The 14,939-nt window shown below is 59.9% G+C and carries 15 protein-coding genes and 1 pseudogene; 8 read left to right on the top strand and 8 right to left on the bottom strand.

What is annotated here, in order from left to right; all coding sequences use genetic code 11:
- Nucleotides 1–66: 66 nt before the first annotated feature.
- From ASD52_RS19475 to ASD52_RS19460, 5 genes and pseudogenes are all read left to right on the top strand, one after another.
- Nucleotides 67–1,230: an MFS transporter gene (locus tag ASD52_RS19475; RefSeq protein ID WP_057208075.1), complete on the top strand. Its 1,164-nt coding sequence runs from the start codon at nucleotides 67–69 to the stop codon at nucleotides 1,228–1,230.
- A 12-nt stretch (nucleotides 1,231–1,242) separates the two neighbouring features.
- Nucleotides 1,243–1,332: pseudogene (locus ASD52_RS40160) on the top strand (ABC transporter ATP-binding protein); the annotation flags it as partial.
- Between the two features lie 140 nt (nucleotides 1,333–1,472).
- Complete coding sequence (locus tag ASD52_RS19470; protein WP_057225251.1) at nucleotides 1,473–2,912, top strand: NAD-dependent succinate-semialdehyde dehydrogenase; 1,440 nt, start codon at nucleotides 1,473–1,475, stop codon at nucleotides 2,910–2,912.
- A 334-nt stretch (nucleotides 2,913–3,246) separates the two neighbouring features.
- Nucleotides 3,247–4,362 (top strand): Glu/Leu/Phe/Val dehydrogenase dimerization domain-containing protein, encoded by a 1,116-nt coding sequence (locus ASD52_RS19465; RefSeq protein WP_082571849.1) that lies wholly within the window; start codon nucleotides 3,247–3,249, stop codon nucleotides 4,360–4,362.
- 164 nt (nucleotides 4,363–4,526) lie between these two features.
- Nucleotides 4,527–5,252: a glutathione S-transferase gene (locus tag ASD52_RS19460; RefSeq protein ID WP_057225293.1), complete on the top strand. Its 726-nt coding sequence runs from the start codon at nucleotides 4,527–4,529 to the stop codon at nucleotides 5,250–5,252.
- A gap of 40 nt (nucleotides 5,253–5,292) precedes the next feature.
- Here the strand turns inward: ASD52_RS19460 and ASD52_RS19455 are convergent, their stop codons facing one another.
- The 7 genes from ASD52_RS19455 to ASD52_RS19420 all read right to left on the bottom strand — a co-directional run bounded on the left by ASD52_RS19455 (nucleotide 5,293) and on the right by ASD52_RS19420 (nucleotide 11,039).
- Nucleotides 5,293–6,180 carry an aldo/keto reductase gene (locus tag ASD52_RS19455; protein WP_057207991.1) on the bottom strand — a complete coding sequence of 296 codons (888 nt, stop codon included), beginning with the start codon at nucleotides 6,178–6,180 and terminating at the stop codon, nucleotides 5,293–5,295.
- A gap of 135 nt (nucleotides 6,181–6,315) precedes the next feature.
- Nucleotides 6,316–6,570 (bottom strand): helix-turn-helix domain-containing protein, encoded by a 255-nt coding sequence (locus ASD52_RS19450; RefSeq protein ID WP_057207993.1) that lies wholly within the window; start codon nucleotides 6,568–6,570, stop codon nucleotides 6,316–6,318.
- 84 nt (nucleotides 6,571–6,654) lie between these two features.
- The gene (locus tag ASD52_RS19445) at nucleotides 6,655–7,521 is read right to left on the bottom strand and encodes a glycine betaine ABC transporter substrate-binding protein (protein WP_057207995.1); all 867 of its coding nucleotides are present in this window, start codon (nucleotides 7,519–7,521) and stop codon (nucleotides 6,655–6,657) included.
- A 65-nt stretch (nucleotides 7,522–7,586) separates the two neighbouring features.
- Nucleotides 7,587–8,465, bottom strand: a complete 879-nt coding sequence (locus ASD52_RS19440; RefSeq protein WP_057207997.1) for a proline/glycine betaine ABC transporter permease — start codon at nucleotides 8,463–8,465, stop codon at nucleotides 7,587–7,589.
- 26 nt (nucleotides 8,466–8,491) lie between these two features.
- Entirely contained in the window at nucleotides 8,492–9,724 is a 1,233-nt protein-coding gene (gene proV, locus ASD52_RS19435) for a glycine betaine/L-proline ABC transporter ATP-binding protein ProV (RefSeq protein WP_057225250.1), read from the bottom strand.
- Between the two features lie 441 nt (nucleotides 9,725–10,165).
- Complete coding sequence (locus ASD52_RS19425) at nucleotides 10,166–10,501, bottom strand: SH3 domain-containing protein (protein WP_082523633.1); 336 nt, start codon at nucleotides 10,499–10,501, stop codon at nucleotides 10,166–10,168.
- Nucleotides 10,502–10,538: 37 nt separating this feature from the next.
- Entirely contained in the window at nucleotides 10,539–11,039 is a 501-nt protein-coding gene (locus ASD52_RS19420) for an invasion associated locus B family protein (RefSeq protein WP_057225246.1), read from the bottom strand.
- Between the two features lie 272 nt (nucleotides 11,040–11,311).
- On the opposite strand from ASD52_RS19420, the gene ASD52_RS19415 reads away from it, so the two are divergent.
- Nucleotides 11,312–11,602, top strand: a complete 291-nt coding sequence (locus ASD52_RS19415) for a BON domain-containing protein (RefSeq protein ID WP_057208004.1) — start codon at nucleotides 11,312–11,314, stop codon at nucleotides 11,600–11,602.
- A gap of 180 nt (nucleotides 11,603–11,782) precedes the next feature.
- Nucleotides 11,783–12,562: an FkbM family methyltransferase gene (locus ASD52_RS19410; RefSeq protein ID WP_057208006.1), complete on the top strand. Its 780-nt coding sequence runs from the start codon at nucleotides 11,783–11,785 to the stop codon at nucleotides 12,560–12,562.
- Between the two features lie 57 nt (nucleotides 12,563–12,619).
- On the opposite strand, the gene ASD52_RS19405 is transcribed toward ASD52_RS19410, so the two are convergent.
- Nucleotides 12,620–13,831 (bottom strand): cytochrome P450, encoded by a 1,212-nt coding sequence (locus ASD52_RS19405; protein ID WP_057208008.1) that lies wholly within the window; start codon nucleotides 13,829–13,831, stop codon nucleotides 12,620–12,622.
- Nucleotides 13,832–13,936: 105 nt separating this feature from the next.
- Here ASD52_RS19405 and ASD52_RS19400 point away from each other — a divergent pair, with 105 nt between their 5' ends.
- The gene (locus tag ASD52_RS19400; RefSeq protein WP_057208010.1) at nucleotides 13,937–14,890 is read left to right on the top strand and encodes a LysR family transcriptional regulator; all 954 of its coding nucleotides are present in this window, start codon (nucleotides 13,937–13,939) and stop codon (nucleotides 14,888–14,890) included.
- Nucleotides 14,891–14,939 lie beyond the last annotated feature (49 nt).

Raw genomic sequence — 14,939 nt, 5'->3', positions numbered from 1 at the left:
AAGCCATCGCTGACGAAGGTGGCCTGCGGATAAGTCGACAGCACAATTCGCCGAGGAGCAATGCGCATGACCAGTCAGCGGCTCATCATGCTGATCTTTTTCCTCCAGCCGATCGCTTTTGGCGCCTGGTTGCCACGCATCCCAGACATTCAACAAAAGCTCGGTCTCGGGCCGGCCGAACTGGCGTTGGCCCTGCTCGGCATGCCAGCAGGAATCCTGCTAACCCTGCCCTTCGCTGGCCGCTTCGTCGCCCGGATCGGCGGCCGCGCCACCATCCTCTACGGCTTCATGGTGTTTCTCGGGCTGGTGTGGCTACCGACATGGGCGCCAAGCATCGAGTTGCTTTTCGTAACACTCGCAGTCGTGGGCGTTGCGTTGGCGACATTGGAGCTGGGCCTCAACGTCGAGGCGGATGCCATCGAGAAGCGCTCTGCCAAGTTGATCATGAGCACATGTCACGGCTTCTGGAGCCTCGGGATCATGGCGGGCAGTCTGGTCGGCATCGGCTTTGCTGCAGCGGGCGTGCCGCCTGAATGGGCCGTACTGATTGCAGCGGCGGTTATGTTGCCAATCAGCCTTCTGGCAGCCAAGGCGTTGCCGGACCTACATGTTGTAGAGCCAACGCAGACGGACACCGTCAAAACCAGGCGCCGCCCACCAAGTCGAGCTTTGCTCGGTATTTGCTTCTTTGTCTTCGGCATCACCATGACCGAGGGCGCGGTTGCGGACTGGTCGGCAGTCTACCTGCGAGACGTGTTCGGGCTCGCCAGCGCCAGCGCCGGTTTTGGCTATTCGATCTTCGCCTTCATGGTCGCTGCGGGACGGTTCGGCGGTGACCGGCTCAAGACCATCTACGGGCCTGTCGCTGTGGCTCGCACATGCGGGCTCGCCAGTGTTGCGGGGCTGCTCTTGGTGGCGATAAGCCCGGCTGCCTGGTTGGCGCTGATCGGCTTTGCCGCCATGGGCTTCGGTGTATCGGTCGGTTTTCCGCTTGCTGTCACAGCGGCAGCCGACCAAAAAGACCGGCCGGCACCCGCAAGTGTGGCGATACTGTCTTTCGTGGCACTCCTCGGCTTTCTGATTGGACCGCCAATGATCGGACTTGTTGCCGAGCAAAGCGACATGCGTTTCGGTTTGGGGATGCTTGTTCCCTTCCTGGCTGTGAGCTTGCTGCTGACCGGCATGCTGAAGCCGGGCACCAAAGCGGCTCCCGTGCTGGTATCAACCTGAAAGCGGACGCCCGAAGTCGGCCCCGGTCCACAATTCGCCTGCCGGTTTCCGCATCAGTTGTCGGAAGGTCAAAGGCAACGCGTGGCTATTGCGCGAGCGATGCCGTGTTCTATGTGGCCATGATCAGGCCCCTGCCCCCTTGATCTTCAGCATCACTTGCAGGCAGTCTCCCCGCGTTTCCTAGACTTCCTCGCGCGCCACAGACAGTCGTGCCAGCCAGCCCCCTCAGAAAAGGTTCTTTCATGCCCAGCTACCCGGATACCCTTCTTCACATCGACGGCAAATGGCGGCCGGCGCGATCAGGCAAGAGCACTCCGGTTGTCGACCCTGCAACCGAAGAGGCGATCGGAACTGTCGCCTGGGCCGAGGTTGCCGATCTCGACGAGGCACTTGAAGCGGCCCAGAAAGGCTTTGAGATCTGGCGCCGGACGTCCTCCTTCGATCGGGGAAAAATCATGCGCGCCGCCGCAGCGCTGTTGAAGCAGCGCGCCGACGACATCGCCTGGCTGATGACCCGCGAACAGGGCAAGCCGCTTGGCCAGTCGAAGGGCGAGATCCTGAGTGCTGCCGACATCATCGACTGGTTCGCCGAAGAGGGCCGGCGCGCCTATGGCCAGATCATTCCGCCACGTGCGCCCAATGTGACCCAGATGACGGTGAAGGTCCCGGTTGGTCCGGTGGCCGCATTTACGCCCTGGAATTTCCCGATCAACCAGGTGGTGCGCAAACTTTCGGCGGCTCTTACGACCGGATGCTCGATCATCGTGAAGGCGCCAGAGGAAACACCGGCTTCGCCGGCCGAGCTGATCCGGTGTTTTGTAGATGCAGGGGTGCCGGATGGTGTCGTCAACCTCGTCTACGGCGTGCCCGCACAGATCTCGCAGTATTTGATTTCACATCCGGTGATCCGCAAGATGTCCTTCACAGGCTCGACTCCGGTTGGCAAGTCGCTGGCTTCGCTTGCCGGCCTGCACATGAAGCGGGCGACGATGGAGCTTGGCGGCCATGCCCCGGTGATCGTCACCGAGGATGCCGACGTCGACGAGGCGGTCGCGGTAATGGCTGGCAGCAAATATCGCAATGCCGGTCAGGTGTGCGTGTCGCCGACGCGTTTCCTCGTGCAGGAACGGGTGGCCGATCGGTTCATCGACGGCTTCACCGCCGCCTCGCAGGCGATCAAGGTCGGCAATGGCCTTGATAGCACGACGGACATGGGGCCGCTTGCCAACGAGCGCCGTATTCCCGCAATCGAGAAGCTGATCGTTGATGCCGTCGAACAGGGCGGGCGCTTGACGACCGGCGGCCACCGCATCGGAAATCGCGGTTACTTCTTCGAGCCGACGGTGCTTGCAGACGTGCCGCGCTCGGCCGCCATCATGAACGACGAACCCTTCGGCCCGGTTGCGATCATCAACCGGTATTCGGAACTGGACGATGCGATCGAAGAGGCCAACCGCCTACCCTTCGGGCTGGCTGCCTATGCCTTCACCGGCTCGCAGAAACAGTCGGATCGCATTGCTGCCGAAATCGAAAGCGGCATGATCTCGATCAACCATCTCGGGCTTGCCCTGCCCGAGGTCCCGTTCGGGGGGATCAAGGATTCCGGTTATGGCACCGAAGGCGGATCCGAAGCGATAGATGCCTATCTGGAAACGCGCTTCGTGACGCGCAAGAGCGCCTGAAATCTCGCCACGCCGTTATCTGGTCCCGCCGGGAGAGCGCGCTCGCCTGGCGGGGAACCACGAGCCAAAATACGGCCGTCCGGCTCCGGGGTCAGGTGGTCCCGCCACATCGGCGTTGATCCATGGCGCGGCGGTTCAACTGGCATTGAGGCGGTACGGCTGACAGGCGCGCACTCGTTGAAACCATCCCCTCCTGCAAACGAATGCGCTTTGCGTTTGTTGCGCGGAAATTTCCTCGCACGCAACGCGCCATCGTGTGGCGTGCTGACTTCGAAACCAAAGATCGCTGAGAATGTTTAACCTTCACTGTGGCAGGTCACAGGGAGGAATGGCAATGCGAAATGGGCTGAATCCGCGGCAGGAAATCGCTTCCGCAACCACGCTTGATATTACCGACATCACCAGCGAGGCATCAGGTATGCCTGGCTTCGACGCCCACGAGCAGGTTTGGCTGGGCCGCGACACCGAGCGCGGCCTTGAGGCAATCGTGGCTGTTCACACGACGGTCCTTGGTCCGGCTTTGGGCGGAACCCGCATCTGGCCGCATGTCAGCTTCGAGGCCGGCGTCACCGATGCACTGCGCCTTTCGCGCGGCATGAGCTTCAAGTCCGCCATCGCCGGCCTGGCGCTGGGCGGCGGCAAGGCGGTGATCATCGCCGACCCGAAGACAGAGAAAACGCCGGCGATGCTCGCGGCCTATGCCGAGATGCTGAATGCGCTGGTTGGCCAATACATCACGGCCGAAGATGTCGGTATGACGCTTGCGGACGTGGACTTCCTTGCCGAGCGCACGCCGAACGTCAGCGGCACCACCAAGGGCGGCAGTGGCAACCCATCGCCCTTTACCGCATTGGGCACGTTCCTCGGCCTCAAGGCCGCACTGCGCCATCGCACCGGTAGCGATAACCTGAAAGGCATTCGCGTTGCCGTACAGGGATTGGGGTCTGTCGGTTGGGCGCTCTGCCAGAGGCTCCACGCCGAAGGCGCCATGCTGACGGTTTCCGATCTCGACCAAGCCCGCACCGAACGCGCCGCTCAAGAGCTTGGCGCGACAGTCGTCGAGGGCCAGGCGATCATTGCAGCGGATGTCGATATATTCGCGCCCTGTGCGTTGGGCGGCGTTCTGTCCGCCGTGACGATCCCGTTGCTCCGAGCCAAGATCGTTGCGGGAGCGGCAAACAACCAGCTCGCGACCGCTGCGGACGGTGAGCGCCTCAGGGAAAGAGGCATCCTCTATGCGCCCGACTATGTCATCAACGCCGGCGGTGTCATCAACGTCGCGGCCGAAATCGGCAGCGGTCGCTACGGCGTCGACGATGTGATGGTTCGCGTCGACCGGATCCCTTTGATCTTGACCCGCATCTTCGAACGCGCCGAGAACGAGGGCCGGACCACCGACGCCGTGGCCGAAACGATGGCCCGCGAGATCATCGAGACTGCCAGACAATAGGTTTGCCCAGACGACAAGATGGTGGACAAGCGAAGACTTCTGCTCAATGTTCCCGCACAGCCGCATCAGCGAGCCCATTGTTTTGGGTTGGCCGATGCGGCAGCCGCAACGTCGGCCTGACAGCGGATCTGCACGTTGTCGGCCCAAATCGCCGCGAGGATGTCATGGCATTTGAACTCTACTACTGGGATGGCATTCAGGGCCGTGGAGAATTCGTGCGGCTGGCACTTGAGCACGCCGGGGCCGACTATGTCGATGTCACGCGGGAGCCTGACCGCGGGACGGATGAGATGATGCAGTTCATCGATAGTTCGTCGGAGGCGCATATTCCCTTCGCGCCTCCTTTTCTCAAAGACGGCGGGCAGCTCGTCTCCCATGTTGCCAACATCCTGCTCTATCTCGGCGCTCGGCTTGATCTTGCGCCGCGAGACGAAGACGCGCGCTGGTTCGCCAACGGACTTCAATTGACGATCACTGATTTCGTCGCCGAAGTGCACGACACGCACCACCCGATAGCGACCTCCAAGTACTATGAAGACCAGAAAGAAGAAGCAAAGGCGCGAGCGTCGGAGTTCGTCATGAACCGCCTGCCGAAATTCCTTGGTTATTTCGAGCGCGTGTTGAAGCAAAACCCGGTACAAGGCGGCCATCTTGTCGGCGACAGCCTTAGCTATGTCGACCTGTCGATGTTCCAGATGATCGAAGGGCTGGTCTATGCCTTCCCCAAGGCAATGAAGCACCACGACATCCGATATCCGGGTCTCGCACGGCTTCACGACCGGGTGAAGGACGGTCCCGCTATTGCTTCCTATCTGGCGTCGCCGCGTCGATTGGCGTTCAACGAAAGCGGCATTTTCCGCAGATATCCCGCGCTCGATATCGATCCGTGATCACTGCGATCCTTCAACACTGCGGTCGCGTGCAGAGCGACTATGGGACGTCATTTCCGGTCGCCGCAGAGTAGAGGTCGAACCAGGTTTGCCTGTCGATGCGAACCGCAAGCGCCTCTGAAAAACGGCGGATCCGATCGATGCTGTTTGTGCCAAGCACAGGCAGAATTCGGGCTGGGTGGGCAAGCAGCCAAGCAATCGCGACGGCGGCCCGGTCGACGCCAGCCTCGGCGCCGAGACGGTCGAGCTTCTCGGCGAGCACACCGCTCTCCGTCATCAACCGACCCCCTGCAAGCGGGGACCAGGCCATCGGCGGGGTCGACATTTGCTGAAGATGAGCAAGATCCCCGTTGGTGAAGGGCGCCGTTGCCAACAGACTGAGTTCAATCTGGTTGGTCGCGAGCCTTGTACTCATCGCCGACTGTAAAAGGCTTTGATCCCATGGGCGAAAATTCGAGACGCCGACCGATCGTACCTTTCCATCCTTGACCAGCGCGTCGAGCGCAGCACCCGTTTCGACGTGATCCATGAACGGGTCAGGCCGGTGAATGAGAAGAAGATCGATGTAGTCCGTGGCCATCAGTCGGAGCGATTCGTCGACCGAGGCAGTGATATGGCGGGCGCTTGTGTCGTAATGCTTGACCTTCGCGGCGCTGTGCCTGCCGGCAGGGTAGACGATGCCGCATTTGGTGACGATCTCGATGCGCTGACGAAGTCCGCTGCCACGCAACGCTTTGCCGAAGAGTTCTTCGACCATATAGCCGCCGTAGATGTCGGCGTGATCCATCGTGGTCACGCCCTGATCGAGACACGCTTCAATCTTTGAGCGGATGTGAGCGATCGACGTGTCCTGATCGTCTGCCAGCCGCCACATGCCGTAGACAATCCGCGAAAGCTCCACGTCTCCCGCAATTCCAATCCGCTCCATCGTTACTCTCCATGTCGGCTCACTGTGTCGCGAAGCTATAATCTGTTGCTGATTTCAGCAACTTGGCAGCGGCGGTAAATGTCGACGATCCGCATTTCCTCCGTGCAGCGCCAGTGAGCGCGCTAAATTTTGTTTTCAGCGCGGCCCCTGCCCCCGTCCCGTCAACAGCCACGAGAGGCTTACGCTCAAGACGCCGGCGATCATCGCCAGGCGATTGGCACGTGGGGCATCTCGATCGTTTTCCCAGTTGAACCACGTGCTCGTCTCGACGCCGACGATCCTGGCGGCCTTTTGTGCCGAAACGTCAAGCGCATCGCGCGCAAGCGACATACGTCCGCCGATTGTGTCATCCTGGGTGCAGAACGTGTTTTCATAATTGTTGAAGTTCATCGGTATCCCTTTCCATTCTGATGTGAGCGGTCGCCCGGCGGCATTTGGCTGACGCCGCGCTCTTTCTCCCGTGGGTGGACCGGCTTACCTTCCGGTCCAGGCCTTCACCTGATCGGGGTGATCAGCGATGTATTTCTCGACTGCAGCTTCATAGGAAGTCTCCTGCGCCTGGAACATCGCAGCCTCCAGATCGCCGATCGGCAGTTTCATGCGGGAGAGGAAGGCGGCGACATCAGGATTGTCCTGCTTGAACCCCTGGCGCGCCAGCACGTCGACATGCTCGGCCTCACCGAGCGAGCCCTTCGGATCGGCGATGTAGCGAAGCTCGTATTTGCCGAACATCCAATGCGGGCTCCAGGACGTAGCGACGAACCACTTTTCAGTTCTGATTGCGCGATCCAACGCCGTCAGCATCCCGGCTTCGCTGGAGATCTGAAGCTTGTAGCCGTCGAGGCCATAATCCTTGAGCGCCTTTTCCGAGAGACGCGTCAGCCCGGCGCCCGGATCGATACCCTGAACCGTCGAAGTAAGCTTTTCCTTGATCTCGGGCTTCTGCAGATCCTCGATCGAGTTGAGTTCGCTTTCGGGAATGTAGGCCGGGACGACCCAGCCGAGTTTGGCGCCCTCATAGACAGTGCCGAGGGTCTCGACCTTGTCCTTCACCTTGCCGTAGTAATCGGCATGGGTTTGCGGCAGCCATGCCATCATCATCGCATCGAGATCGCCACGGCTGACCCCTTGATAGAGCGGAGCGACGTCTGTCTGGACAAGCTCGACCTCGTGGCCGAGTTCATCCTTGATGATTTTCGCCGCGAGCTTGGTGACGAATTCCGCATCCGACCATGCTGCCCAGCCGATTTTCACAGGCTTTGTCTCCTGCGCGAAGCTTGCGCCTGCCGGCCCGCCAATAAACATGGCCGCAAGGCCGATGGTTGCGATTGTCTTGAACATATCCAATCCTTCCTATGCATTTCGAATGACAGCGGGCGGAACGCCCGCCGATGAAGACGCTGCGCTCAGGCCGTCTTGGCCTCGGGCTCGCGCTGTGCGAACTTCACAAACGGCAGGCGCCAGGAAGCGCCTTTCTTTCCAAGGCTCTGGGTAAGGCGATCGAGAATGACGGCGAGGATGACCACGGCCAGGCCGCCTTCGAAGCCGGTGCCGACATCGAGCCGCTGGATGCCCGTCAGCACCGTGTTACCGAGGCCGCCCGCGCCGATCATCGAGGCGATGACCACCATCGACAGCGACAGCATGATCGTCTGGTTGATGCCCGCCATGATCGACGGCATTGCGTTGGGTAGCTGGACCTTGAGGAGAAGCTGGGTCGGCGTGCAGCCAAAGGCATTGCCTGCCTCGACGAACTCCACATGCACCTGCCGGATGCCGAGATTGGTCAGACGCACGACCGGGGGCATGGAAAAGATGACGGTCGCAATGGTGCCAGGAACCGCGCCGAGCCCAAAGAACATCGCCGCCGGGATGAGGTAGACGAAGGCCGGCATCGTCTGCATCAGATCGAGCCCCGGGCGGATGACCGCGGCGACGGAATCCCGTCGCGCCATGGCGACGCCGAGCGGCAAGCCGATGATCATCGCGATGACAGTCGAAGCAATGACAAGAGACAACGTCTCCATCATCGCTGCCCACAGTCCCATTTGCCCGACCAGCGAAAGCGACAATCCGGCAAAGACCGCAAAGCCGAATGAGACGCGCCACAGGGCGAGAAGAGCGAAGATCGCTATACCAACCGGCGCGGGAATGCTGAGCAGACCGTTCTGCAATCCGTTCGTCACGAACCCGATCGACGCAGCGATGAAGTCGAGCGCGGGCGAAAAATTGTCGAGGATGTAATTGACGGCCGAATCGATGCCGTCTCCGATGTCGAAGCTCATAATTTTATCCGATTGGCTGGTGAGGTTCAGTTGGCGCGGTCGAGCGTCTCAAGCAGCGCCGACTTGCTGATGGCGCCGATGTAACGGTCTTGGTCGTCGACAACAGGAACCGGCCATGCGCTTGCAGCCACTTGCCCAAGGACACTCGAGAGCTGTTCGCTGGCAAGGATCGGCGCTGCGTCGGCAAGGAAAGCCTTGCGATATGGATCTTCCGCCTTGGAGCGGATCTTCTCCATCAATGACGCCTGGCTGACCATGCCATGGTATTTCATGTCGCGGCCGACGATGATCGCGAACTCCCTGTCGCGGCTCTTCATCTGCTCCAGCGCGGCAGCGGCGGAAACACCCTGACGCTCTATGATGGTGATCTGGGTCTTTCGCGCGACGTCGCCGGCCTTGAAAACCTGCGAGACGTCGACATTGCGGAAGAACGACCGAACATAGTCGTTGGCGGGATTGCCGACGATTTCGTCAGGTGTGCCGACCTGGACGACGTTTCCGTTCTGCATGATGCAGATACGGTCACCGATGCGCATCGCCTCGTCGAGATCATGGCTGACGAAGACGATCGTTCGGCTGTGTTCGGACTGCAGCCGAACCAGTTCGTCCTGCATTTCCGTGCGGATGAGCGGATCAAGCGCCGAAAACGCTTCGTCCATAAGCAGGATCGACGGTTCGCTTGCCAATGCCCGGGCAAGGCCGACGCGCTGCTTCATGCCGCCGGAGAGTTCGTCAGTGCGGCTTTCGCTATAACCGTCAAGCCCGACGGCTTTCAGCGCCACCATGGCCTTCGCCTTGCGCTCGGCTTCGCCGACGCCTGCCACTTCCAGCCCGAAGGCGGCGTTGTTTAGAACATTGCGGTTTGGGAGAAGCGCGAAGGACTGGAACACCATGCTGATGTCTCGGCGACGGAGCTCGATCAGCGCCTTGCGCGACATCTTCGTGATGTCTTGGCCGTCGATCTCGATGGAACCGGATGTCGGCTCGATGAGCCGGTTGAGCAGGCGCAGAAGCGTGGATTTGCCGGAACCGGACAGGCCCATGATCACGAAGATCTCGCCTGCCTTGATATCGAAGCTGGCGTCGTTGACGCCAATGGAGCAACCGGTTGCTCGGTGAATGTCTGCCTTGCTCTTGGCGGAGCGAATGAGCTCCAGAGCATCTTCCGGGTATTCCCCGAAAATCTTGTAGACGTCCTTCAATCTTATCTTGGTCGAACTCTCGGACGTGCCGTTCTCATGTTCCGTCGTAAAAGCCATAAAAAATTGCCGCCTGCTCAATAGCTGACGCACTCTCCTTGTTTGTGATCTTCAGCATTCCTCAAGCAAATACCGCTCAAGGAAACGATTTCTTTAGGCACCAATTCCATCGCGCGGAATATGGTGAAGTTAATCCTCGGCAATCGTCAGATGAGCATTATTATAATAATACATGCTGCGTTGATGAGCGCGGAGAAACTGTCGTTTCTACAATGGCGAATGATGGCCGAGGCGCAAAGGATTGCCTTTATTACGACACAGAGTTCCGGATGTCCATTGAAAATTCTATTTTTTTGGCAATCTGGGTGCGCCTGAGAAACTCAACGAGGTCCCGTGGACGCCCGAACACCCTGCAAAAGCGCGCATGCGCGTGCTCGGTTTGACGCCGGTTGAAAGGGTTTTCCGGAGTGATATGCGACATCGAGAAGGAACCGCTGACGGCTAGCCGACAACCTCATTGCGGTAGACGCACCATAGATCCACCCGCCTGACATATCCAATGAGACCGTGTCGCCTGACCATCACTTCGCACCAGGTTCCATCACAACGATCAAGCCTGAGCAGCACGCCGCCTTGCAAGCTGGCGCGCTCCGTGGCTGTCGCTGCAGGCGCGCTTCTCAGTGCTGCGTTCGAATCCAGCCAGTTTCCGACGGTGGCCATCCGTTGACCGGAGAGCAGCGCTGCCGACATCCAGCCGATAGCGCCGTCCGCGTCGCGAATCATTCGCCAGTTGCCGGACTCTTCCACAACCCTCGAGCGGCAAACCGGGCGTGACATAAAGCCAGATGATCAGCGAGGCCATCTGGCGCTGGACTCATCGTGTGCAGCGGGCAGCACCTTTGAGGGCTGCCGTCATGCCTTTCAGTGAAAACGAATAGGTCGTTTCCGTGCCGCGGCGTGAGCGCGCATTCAGCGTCATTGTGGCGCCCGCCTTCATGGCGGCTACGAGCTCGGCATCACGGGCCTCGCGTCGCGTCCATGCGGCCCTGCCCTGCGGTGCCAGCGTGAAAGCCTTGTCGCCCACCGCGGCAGTCAGGGTGGAACCGGCCTCGAGATCATAGCCCATGATGGCTTGTGGCACATATCCGGTGGCCGGCCGCGGCGACGGCGCGACAAGGAAGAAGTTGTCGCCGTGGTCGACGTGATCAGGTTTCATCGTCGTTGGGATCGAGAGAATGTAGCAGGTGTCGCGCCCGTTATTTTCGTAGGAATACACGCCCCAGGCGCCGAAGGAGTTGAGCTTTACGGGTTGCGCCTGCGCTGAAGCGTACGTGGTAAGGACGATAGCGCAAGCAGCAATAACTCTGGATTTCATCTTGTTTCCTTTGGCATGGAGGGATCAGGCAGTGCGTTTCGACCGCACACAAGATGCGCCATTCGCGGTCGCAATCGTTGTCAAAGTGTTAACGAAAAGCACCCGAAAAAATGCCCATTGCCGCCGACCAGGCGCAAGTCCCGCGCAATGCACTGCTTGTGCCTCGCCTGACTGAACGTGCGACCTCGATAAAAATATCGTGACCGGATTGTGTTCACTTGAGGGGTCGACATGTGGTCGGTTAGTCGCGAACATGAACGGGAGATGAACAGATGTTTGATCAAAGTTTGGAACGGGCGCCCATGTTCGGCCTAACGTTCGCTTCACAATTCTCTTTGCAACCCATTGACATTGCTGGGGTCGTGGCGGTCAGGACTGCCATCGCCTACTCTGACGTGTTGACGGACGTCGACATTTCGGTAACGCACGAACACGGTGTCATCTACCTGGATGGGGTGGTGTCATCCGTCCGGATGCGCGATGCAGCCCAGAAGATAGCTGCTGAAGTTACCGGTTCACCCATCAGAAACCGGCTTGCGTGGCACATTGACCGTTACCTTTGAAAACGTGACCGTCGGGATCGGTCACGGCATCTTTGCGCCCGACGATTAGCGCTGATCACGACACCCGGCAGGTTCATTCCGCAGCAAGGGTGCGGCCATACATGGCCGTCAAACGCCTGGAATTAACGCGATCGAAAGCCGGTGATGTTAGCACTCCTGGGTTGAAAAGGGAGAGCTGTCATGCTGCCTGCACCATGGAAGCCGATTGAATCCGGTGGCCTGATCCGGCTGGGATCCGCACGCGACGGCGGTTATGTCGTTCCGAAGCGCGCCGTGCTTGCCTCAAAGCGCTTGATCAGCATGGGACTGAACGACGATTGGCAGTTCGAGAAGGAGTTTCGGCAGCTCGCAGGCGTTGGCATCGTCTGCTTCGACCATTCCGTCACTTGGAAGTTCTGGCTGCGGTATTATGTCGAGCAGGTTCTGCGGCTTCGCTGGGGCAGACTGGCGCGATATCTGGATTATCGATGGTTCTTCAGCCGGCCAGGCGTCGAGCACCAGCCCATCAGAATCGGCTATGATCAACCGGGGGAAGTTAGCGTCAAGGGGCTGCTCAAAGAGTTCTCCGAAGACAATATTTTCCTCAAGATCGATATTGAGGGATCCGAGTACCGGATACTGGACGATATCGTGAAATATTCGAACCGCTTTACCAGCGTCGTCATCGAACTCCACGATATCGACATACACGAAGATCGAATCCGCAGGTTTGTGGAGGGAATGTCGAATTTCTCGATCGTTTTCCTTCACCCGAACAATTTTGGCGGCACGGACGATCAGGGCGATCCATTGGTTATCGAAATGTGCCTTGTGAGGAATGATCTGCTGGACCCGGCAGCACCAGGCGAGACACGCCCCGAACTGCCGGCAAACACGTCACGCCTCCCCGATATCGAATTGCGCTTCGCTCCGGTCGGCATCAGTTCGACGGTCGGGCCGCGCCGCGATCTCACGGCTTAAGCTGACATCCACAGCATCCCAGGAGCAGCGGTCCTCATTGGTACCGCCACTCCGTACTCAGCGTTTGAACAAGGGTGTGCGAACGTGCCCCGAAGCAGCGTATGTGAGCGAGGATTCGAGTTGCTCGAACGGCAAGCCGCGACGGAGCAGATGAGCGACAGCGACCTCGACGATCAGCGGTGCGAATTTCTCTGCGGGACAGGCATGCACGCCGGCACCGAACTCAAGAAACTTTCTGTCCGCCCGTGTGATATCGAAACGATCCGGATCCGGATTTAACGCCGGGTCCCGGTTGGCCGCCGCCAGCAATACGATGATCATCTCGCCCTGCCGCACCCTATGGCCTGCGATCTTCCCGTCACGCGCCATGAAGCGAAAAGTGCTGTTGGTGACGGGATCACACCGCAAAACCTCCTGAATGAGCGGTCGCAGCAATGTCGGATCCGCGACGACCTGCGTGCGCAGCGCCGGTTGGCGCGCCAGCGCCAGGAGCGTCGATCCGATCAGAGACGCCATCGCCACATAGCCCTGAACCAGGTAGCCGATGGCGTTGACGACGACATCAGTTTCATCATCGCACCCGACCCGCCTTGCCTCGTTTGCCAGGGCGTGAAGCAACGGACCGCACTGTTGACTGTCGCGCCTGATCTTCATGACTAGCTCGAACAGAGCCTGGGCGCCGTGGTGGCCCCGTGCGAGCAGTTCTGCAGTCAATGCGGGGATCCCGGTTGCCGCGGCCGCAGCGGCGGCGCCATAATCGCCGAGCCACGCCATCACATCGCCGAAGCTGGCCTTGGGGATGCCAAGCAGTTGCGCGACAACCTGCACCGGCAACGCAAACATGAACGTCATCGTTCTATCCACGCTGAACATCTCTTGTGCGTCACTGTCGAGTTCCATGGCACGCCGGTGCGCAACGACAGCGAGCTGCCCGAGATCGACGCCACGCAAGACGCTTGCGACCGCCCCCCTCAACGTGTCGCCGACGTCGTCATCGCGCAGACGCACCAAGCGCCCGAATATCTGGCCGGCCGCACCACCCAGCAAGGTCTCGGGGATCGGTTCGCTCAAGGGGCGCGTGAGACAGATCTTACTGGTCAGAACCTCCTTGACTGCAGCCGCGCTCGCAGCCACCCACCAGCCATTTGCCTCGTCATGAAAGAAAGGCTGCTCTTGTGCCAGACGGCTATAATAGGCGGAAGGGTCGCGATGAGATGGCGCAGCACGAACATGCGCGGGTTCGTCGGGGGAAAGTATGATTGTGTTCATGGCAATACTCCTGCGTTCGGGCCATTGAGCCGCCTTGTCCCTTAATGTCCCTTGCCTTTGCATTTGTCCAAGTTATAGTATTTCTGATGCCGATCAGCTTTATGCATGGCCATGGACAGCGAAGCACTGCTCACATTCGTGACCATCCACCAGGCCAACGGGTTCTCGCGCGCCGCTGACATTCTCGGCCGCTCCCAGCCCGCCATCAGCCGGCGCATTGCCCTGCTCGAAGAGGAACTGGGCGTGCCGGTTTTCGAGCGTGCCGCCGGTGGCATTGTGTTGAGTGAAGCGGGCCGCACCCTGCTCCCACATGCAGAGCGCGTACTTGCTGCGCTCGGCGATGCCTCGAGTGCAATCAAAGCCATGCAAACGAACGTTGTGGGGCGTGTCGCGATCGTCGCTGTTGGCACACTCGCCGGCACGAACCTGACCGTGGTTCTCAAACACTTCACGGCCGAGCATCCCGGGATCGAACTTGCGATCAGCACCGCAACCAGCGCCGAAGTCAGCGAGCTGGTTCGGCGGGGTGAAGCGGCCATTGGTCTGCGCTATCTCCTCGACATCGCACCGGATCTCATCTGCGAGCATGTCGCCTCGGAACCCATGGCCGTCATCTGTCACGCCGACCATCCCCTGGCGGGCAAGGAAATCAAATCTCTGACTGAGCTGCGCCATGAGACCTGGTTCGCTTTCCGCAATTCTTACGATCAGCGCGAAACGTTCGCCGACAACATCTTTGCCCAGTTTCAGGCGCGCGGCGTCGGCGAAATCCGCTGGTCGGCCATAGACAGCCTCAATGCGATGAAACGCCTGGTCGAGGCCGGGCTCGGCATTGCGTTACTGCCGGAAAGTGCGATCGATGAGGAAAGGCGCGCAGGTTCACTCGCCACGGTCGGGGTTGCAGACCTGATCGTCGCAAACCCAATTTACACGGTCACGCGTCGTGGCGGTTATCTCAGCCCCGCCACGCTTCGTCTGCTGGAACTTCTGCGAACATCTCCCAGTTTCACGGGCAAGGCTGACCTGCAACCACAGAGCGGGAGACTTGAGTCTTCGTAAGACACAATCCGGTTGGGCAGGTCCTATACAAGGACGTGAGGCTGTAGAC

Source organism: Ensifer sp. Root142 (assembly GCF_001426785.1).
GTDB lineage: Bacteria > Pseudomonadota > Alphaproteobacteria > Rhizobiales > Rhizobiaceae > Ensifer > Ensifer canadensis.
The sequence above is the reverse complement of the archived record's forward strand: the minus strand, read 5'-3'. Positions and strand labels throughout refer to the sequence as shown.